Genomic DNA, 6,189 nt, shown 5'->3' on the forward strand with positions numbered 1-6,189 from the left:
GAGGACGTCTTCACGATGAGCAAACCCGCCAAAACCGAAGCCGAACTCATTGCGATGGCGCGAGCCGAGCTGAAGGTCCACGCCGATTGTCCCGACGGTATTGAGATCTCTGTGATCCGCGACGGCGATAGCTGGGAATTCCGCGCCAAGGCCGACGACGCCACGATCGCCAAGCCCGGCTATCCCGAATGCGTCGCCATGCTGGTTCAGATCGGCGACCACCTCTGCAAGCAGTATGATTTTAGGGAGTGAGGGCCGCTGAGGCCCCGGGCCGCGCAAGCCGGGCCATTGTTAAGAGGCCGGTTTGCCAAGCGCCTTTTTCCATGCCGGTGAATGCTCGATTGAATATTTTCGGACTTCCTTGTCGGCGTCCCCGCACGGCAGGTGTCCCGTCCTGTTTACCGGCTCGTGGACCCAGCCGACATCCTTCGTCACCCGGTTGATCGTAATCGTGGTTCGGATGCAACCGACATAGCCGTCGCCTGCAATGATCTCGGACGATGTCCATTCCCTGACGGCATATTCAACGGGAGGCGTGACAGGGCCGAGGGTGTTGCGCTCGCTCTGTGTGATCGAGGCGGTCGAGCACACCATGCGTTCCTTGTAACAGACGATCGTAACGCTGTTGTTCGGCGGTCCACTTGGCCCCGTCAGGCTGCCATACACGATCACATAGTCATCCTTATCGAAAACGGTTTTCGGCGACAGCATGATATCGCTTGATTCAGCGCCCCTGTATTTCTCGACGGCATAGAGTGCGCTTCCTGCACCGCCGATCATGCCCATGGTAAATCCGAGTATGAGCAGCATCCATCGCATATGAGTTCTTTTCTGAGTCCAAGCCCGCCCGCCCGACCTGCGTCGCAGTGTAATCAAAATCTATGATTGCAAATTCAAGGAACGTGTAAAATCCGACCTTTCAAATCAATCCAGCCGCCGTTAACGCTTTGCTAACCGCAACGACGCGCGATAACTTCACACCGTAAAAATTCGTCCCGGGTTGAGAATGTTCTTCGGGTCGAGCGCGCGCTTCAGCGCACGCATGGTTTCGATTTCCTCTTCGGTGCGGCTCATTTTCAGGTAGGGCCGCTTCAGAATGCCGATGCCGTGTTCGGCCGAGATCGAGCCGCCGAATTCGCCGGTGAGGTCGTAGACCAGCTTCTCGAACTCGTCGTGCTTGTCGGGCGTGTGTTCGTGATAGACGCTCGGATGCAGATTGCCGTCGCCGACGTGCCCCATCACGATGGTGAAGGCTTGCGGATCGATCGCCTTGACCCGTGCGTCGAGCGTATCGGCATAGTCTTCCATCCGGTCGATGGCGATGCTGACATCGAAGCCCATCCGCGCGGTGAAGGGAAAGCTGCGGCCCAGTTCGACGCTGGAATCGCGAATCCGCCAGATGGCGGCGGCGGAAGCATGCGAGGTCGAGAGCGTGGCGTCGAGGATCAGATTGTCGCCCATCGCGGTCTCGAGCAGGTTCTCGAGGTCGGAATGGATGCGCTCGGGGTTGCTGCCCGAAGCCTCCAGCAGAACGTAGAACGGATGGTCAGTCGGCAGCGGTCCGGTCACGCCCTTCACGCGTTCGACCGTGTGGCGGTAGTAGGCATTCCACATCACCTCGAAGGCGGTCAATTCGCCGCCGAGGCTTTGCCGCGCCATCCGCAGAAACGCCATCACCTGTCCGAACGAGGGCAGGGCGCACAGCGCCACCTGCCGCTCCGCCGGAGCCGGAAAGACGCGCAGCGCGGCGCGCGTCACGACGCCGAGGATGCCTTCGCTGCCGATGAAAAGCTGCTTCAGGTCGATGCCGGTGTTGTTCTTGATGTATTTGCGCAGGCCCTTGAGCACGGTGCCGTCGGCGGTGACGACTTCGAGGCCGAGGACCAGATCACGCGTCATGCCGTAGCGGATGACGCGGTTGCCGCCGGCATTGGTCGAAATGTTGCCGCCGATGGTGCAACTGCCGCGCGCGCCGAGATCGAGCGGAAACATCAGGCCGTCCTGCTCGACCCGCTCCTGCAGCTTCTGCAGCGGCGTGCCGGCCTGCGCGATGGCGACGCCGGCGGAGACATCGACTTCTTCCACGTTGTTCATGCGCTCCATCGACAGCACGATCTCGTCGGCGTTTGGCAGCGTGGCGCGCACCAGCCCGGTCATGCCGCCCTGCGTCGTGACGGGAACGCCCTCGCGATGACAGAGCCGCAGCAATGCGGAAACATCTTCTGTCGTTTTAGGGCGCACGACCGCGCGCGGCTTCGGCGCCGGATTGCCGCCGATGTCGTGATGATAGCGCGCGTCGATGTCGCGGCCTGACAGCACCGCGCTCTTGCCGAGAGCGTTGTGCAGTTCGTCAATGAAACCCTCGGACATGCCCCTGCCTCTTCTTTACGCGAAGTTTGGCCGAAGCTTTACATGCGGCATAGCCGGGAAGAAACCCGGTCCGGCGGGTGGGGAGGCCGCGTTTTTGCGGGCTATCTATCTTGACTGGAGCCTCTTCCGTTTCGATTGAATCGGAACGGGGCTCTAGATTCTTGAGTTGACGCGTTTTCTTGACGCGAACCGGTTTCCACTTCGCTGGAAAACGCCCTAGCGCCGCGGCCGCCGCATCGAGCCCGAGCGGCGACGAAGCGCATCTTCCTTCCGCTCCGGCTCGACCGATGTGATCTGGTTGCAGGCATCGCACTTGTATACGTACACGAGCGGGCGGAGTCCGATCCGGGGCAGCTTTCCGATCCGAACCGTACCTATCCCGCACGCTTCGCAGCGCGGCGGCACACAGGTTTCTGAATGCGGTACGGACATATGAACGAATCGCTGAGCAACAAATAAACGCTTCGATGAATCTGGCTTCTGATTGCATCTTAATCGTGGAAATCGGAGTCCGTAAGAATACGAGGATGGCGGCACGTTCGCGGCGGAGCGTCCAGCTTTTGCCACCAAATCGACCCCGACCGGGCATCCAAACAACACACTGCAGGGTGCAAACTCGGAACACCAGCGCGCGACCACACGGAAGAATCTGCCGGACCCGATCCGGCCGGACTTCAATTTGTGAGGCGTGCAATGTCTTCCAGCAACGGTCACGACACATCGATGCGATCGGCGCTTGCCGCCGTAGACGCTGCGGCGTCTCGTCCGTCACCTGCCGACAGATTCAATATTGATCGGGAAGGGCCGGCCAAACGCGCGGTGAAACTCAGGGCGCTGCAGCAACGGTTCCAGAAATTGAACGAGTATTGCGACGAGGCGGCCGCTGAAATTCGCGCTTCACTCGAGCGGTCATCCCGCTAGCGTGCGGTTTGCTGCAGATCGGGCAAGTTGGCCGGATTGTCTTACGTGTTTCATGACGAGCGGCTTCTCGTTCCGGATGGGACAGCTCCGGTGACGAGGCCCGGACTCCGAAAGCAAAACCGACGCTTCTTCAGGAACGTCAGCTTTGCTCAGGGCGCTCCGGGCCTCGCTGTTCTCTGTGCGAAGCGACACATCACGAAGCGGGATGCCGCTTCGGGATCGCCTCACTTCTTGTCGATCTTTGTGACGGCGTCCGCCTTGTCGATCTTGGTGATGGTCTTGGTGCCCGCCGAGTCGCTCACGGCGAAGGTGACCCTGTCGCCGGCGTGCAGCACATTCAGCCGCGCGCCATCCTGGATCTTGAATTCTTCGCTCGCAGCGCCGGCATTCGCGCCGGTGGTGCCATCAGGCATATCCTTGATCGTGATGGTACCGCTGATCCGGTCTATTCTCGTCACCATTCCGGTCCGCTGCTGCTGGGCAAGAGCCGATGTTCCGGCGATGCTGAGGGCCGCGGTGGCAGCCATAATCATCCCTGCGATTTTCATGAAAACACTCCCGGCTGTAGGGTGTCCACGATAAGCCGGGATTGCGGCATTAGTTCCGCAACCGGAAGGCATTGCGGCTTTTCTTCGCAGGCGATTGAAACGCTAGGCCGCGCCGGCCTCGGGCTCGAGCTCGGTTTCCGTCACCGTGCGGTTACGTCCTAGCCGCTTGGCTTGATACAGCCCGCGATCGCAGCGCTCGATCATGGCTTCCGCCGATTCAGCGAGACGGAATTGCGACACCCCGATCGAAACCGTGATGCTGCCGATTTCCTTGCCGGTTGCGCGGCGGGTCAGCTTCGCTTCGGCAATGCGGCGGCGAATGCGCTCGGCGACTGACGTACAAGCCTCGAGATCGGCGCCCGGCAGCACTGCGATCAATTCCTCGCCGCCATAGCGGGCCGCCAGATCGACTTCACGAACACCTTCCTGCAGCACCTTGGCCACCAGCCGAAGCACCTGGTCGCCGACCTGATGGCCGTAATCGTCGTTGAATTTCTTGAAGTGATCGATGTCGATCAGGAAGACGCTGAGCGCCTCGTCCTTTTCCATCGCCGCGATCTGGGCGAGGCGGAGGAATTCATCCATCGAGTGCCGATTGGCCAGCCCGGTCAACGCATCGGTGTTGGAGCGCTGCTCGGCCGCCTTCAGGGAATCGCGGATGCTGTCGAGCTCCTCGGAGGTGGCGGCGAAGTTCGCCTCCAGCGTCGCGGCCCGCGCCGTCGCCTTTGACAATTCGTCAACCAGCTTCGAAATGATCGTTCGGGGATCGCTGGTGGCGGCTTCGGAAGACACTTCGCCGAGCGCCTTGATGTGGGTCTGGTTGTCGGAGACGGCGGTGTTGAGGAATTGCTGGGCGGTGGCGATCAGGCCGCTCAACTGCTCGGGCAGGTCACCCAGCGGGTCGGCTGCGGACTGCGGCGCGACATAGGTAATATACAGCTCGTGGTTGGTCGCGGCGTCGAACTTGCGCTTGCCCGCGATCAGGATGTCGATGGTCTTTCGCAGCGCCAGCGAGCTGCCGAGCGAATATTCGAACCAGACGGCGAAATTGGACGGCGTGGCAGGGACGGACTGCTGCGACATCAACCGAATAGCGCGGTCCGCAATCGTCGTGGCGTATTCGACGTCCATCTCGCCGATCGGCTGGCCTGCCATCGTCTGACCCGGTGATGCTTGTATGTCTAGATATGTCTGTTCCCTGGCATCCATTGTGCACGAAGGAACTAATCTCAGCTTAAATTCGCTGGGAAACTCCGCTGCAAATACGTAATGAATGTTGACCTATTCGGTTGTGGAATCGGCGGATTTCACCCGTCAACCAGCGCCGTAGCTCTGTACAAGGCTGCCTGCGACCAGTGTCCAGCCGTCCACCAGCACGAAAAAGATTAACTTAAACGGCAAAGACACCACGACCGGCGGCAGCATCATCATACCCATCGACATCAGGACGGATGCAACCACGAGATCGATGATCAGGAAGGGCAGGAACAGCAGGAAACCGATTTCGAAGGCGCGCTTGAGCTCGGAGATCATGAAGGCCGGGACCAGAATCCGCAGCGACAGGTCTTCCGGCGTTGCCGGCGGCGGCTCACCGGAGAGGTCCACGAACAGCTTCAGATCCTTTTCGCGAACGTTCTTCTGCATGAAGCCGCGCAGCGGCACCGAGGCCTTTTGCAGCGCTTCCTCTACGCCGATCTGGTTGGCGACCAGCGGCTTGATGCCGTCGTCATAGGACCGCTGCAGGACGGGGCCCATCACGAACGCGGTGAGGAACATCGCGAGCGCAATGATCACGGAGTTGGGTGGGGCGGTCGCGGTGCCGAGCGCCGTGCGCAGCAGCGACAGCACGACGACGATCCGCGTGAACGACGTCATCATGATCAGGATCGACGGCGCGATCGACAGCACCGTCAACAACGCGATCAACTGGATCGCGCGCTCGGTGACACCGCCGCCGCCCTGGCCGAGATTGATGCTGATATCCTGCGCGAGCGCCGGATCGGCGAGCGATCCGGCGGCGGTCAGGATTAAGAAAAATAAAACTCTACGCGGAGAAGTCGCCGGCCTCACGAAGGATTCTTCGGCCGGCCTAGCAGGGACGCCATCTCGTCTTCGAGATTTTCGAAGCCGCTCTTCTGCGGAGCAGGGGTCGGAGCCGGAGCGGGAGCAGGAGGCTCGCTGCGGGCGGTACGGGCCGGCGGCGTTTCCGGTGCAACCGGTGGCGCCACAGGTTCGGCCGGCCGGCGCAGGGCGGCTTCCAGCCGCTGCGCCATCTCGGCGAGATTCTGGTCGGCACTGGAAGGCGCGGGGGGCGGCGGAGCAGGCGGTGGCGGCGGCGCGGCTGCGCGTT

7 protein-coding genes and 1 pseudogene are annotated in these 6,189 nt (G+C 61.2%); 2 read left to right on the forward strand and 6 right to left on the reverse strand.

The genetic code is table 11. The annotated features are described in order from the left end of the window. The first annotated feature begins 15 nt into the window (after positions 1 to 15). Positions 16 to 252: a hypothetical protein gene (locus CQ14_RS20190; RefSeq protein WP_057859596.1), complete on the forward strand. Its 237-nt coding sequence runs from the start codon at positions 16 to 18 to the stop codon at positions 250 to 252. 39 nt (positions 253 to 291) lie between these two features. Here CQ14_RS20190 and CQ14_RS20195 read toward each other — a convergent pair whose 3' ends face one another. Together CQ14_RS20195 and CQ14_RS20200 are read right to left on the reverse strand one after the other, a co-directional pair. Continuing rightward, positions 292 to 786, reverse strand: a complete 495-nt coding sequence (locus CQ14_RS20195) for a hypothetical protein (protein ID WP_156435188.1) — start codon at positions 784 to 786, stop codon at positions 292 to 294. A 189-nt stretch (positions 787 to 975) separates the two neighbouring features. Beyond that, entirely contained in the window at positions 976 to 2,370 is a 1,395-nt protein-coding gene (locus CQ14_RS20200) for an FAD-binding oxidoreductase (RefSeq protein WP_057859598.1), read from the reverse strand. Positions 2,371 to 3,063: 693 nt separating this feature from the next. Here CQ14_RS20200 and CQ14_RS43725 point away from each other — a divergent pair. Beyond that, entirely contained in the window at positions 3,064 to 3,291 is a 228-nt protein-coding gene (locus tag CQ14_RS43725; protein WP_156435189.1) for a PIN domain-containing protein, read from the forward strand. 224 nt (positions 3,292 to 3,515) lie between these two features. Here the strand turns inward: CQ14_RS43725 and CQ14_RS20210 are convergent, their stop codons facing one another. From CQ14_RS20210 to CQ14_RS20225, 4 genes and pseudogenes are all read right to left on the reverse strand, one after another. Beyond that, on the reverse strand, positions 3,516 to 3,839 hold the full coding sequence (locus CQ14_RS20210; protein ID WP_057859600.1) for a copper-binding protein: 324 nt from the start codon (positions 3,837 to 3,839) through the stop codon (positions 3,516 to 3,518). A gap of 102 nt (positions 3,840 to 3,941) precedes the next feature. Further along, positions 3,942 to 4,922, reverse strand: coding sequence for a GGDEF domain-containing protein (locus CQ14_RS20215; protein ID WP_057859604.1), 981 nt, complete (start codon positions 4,920 to 4,922; stop codon positions 3,942 to 3,944). 231 nt (positions 4,923 to 5,153) lie between these two features. Then, positions 5,154 to 5,909: a flagellar type III secretion system pore protein FliP gene (gene fliP / locus CQ14_RS20220; protein ID WP_057859601.1), complete on the reverse strand. Its 756-nt coding sequence runs from the start codon at positions 5,907 to 5,909 to the stop codon at positions 5,154 to 5,156. Next, positions 5,906 to 6,189: pseudogene (locus CQ14_RS20225) on the reverse strand (flagellar biosynthetic protein FliO); the annotation flags it as partial. The pseudogene CQ14_RS20225 and the gene fliP, both read right to left, overlap by 4 nt.

This window comes from Bradyrhizobium lablabi (assembly GCF_001440475.1).
Lineage (GTDB): Bacteria > Pseudomonadota > Alphaproteobacteria > Rhizobiales > Xanthobacteraceae > Bradyrhizobium > Bradyrhizobium lablabi.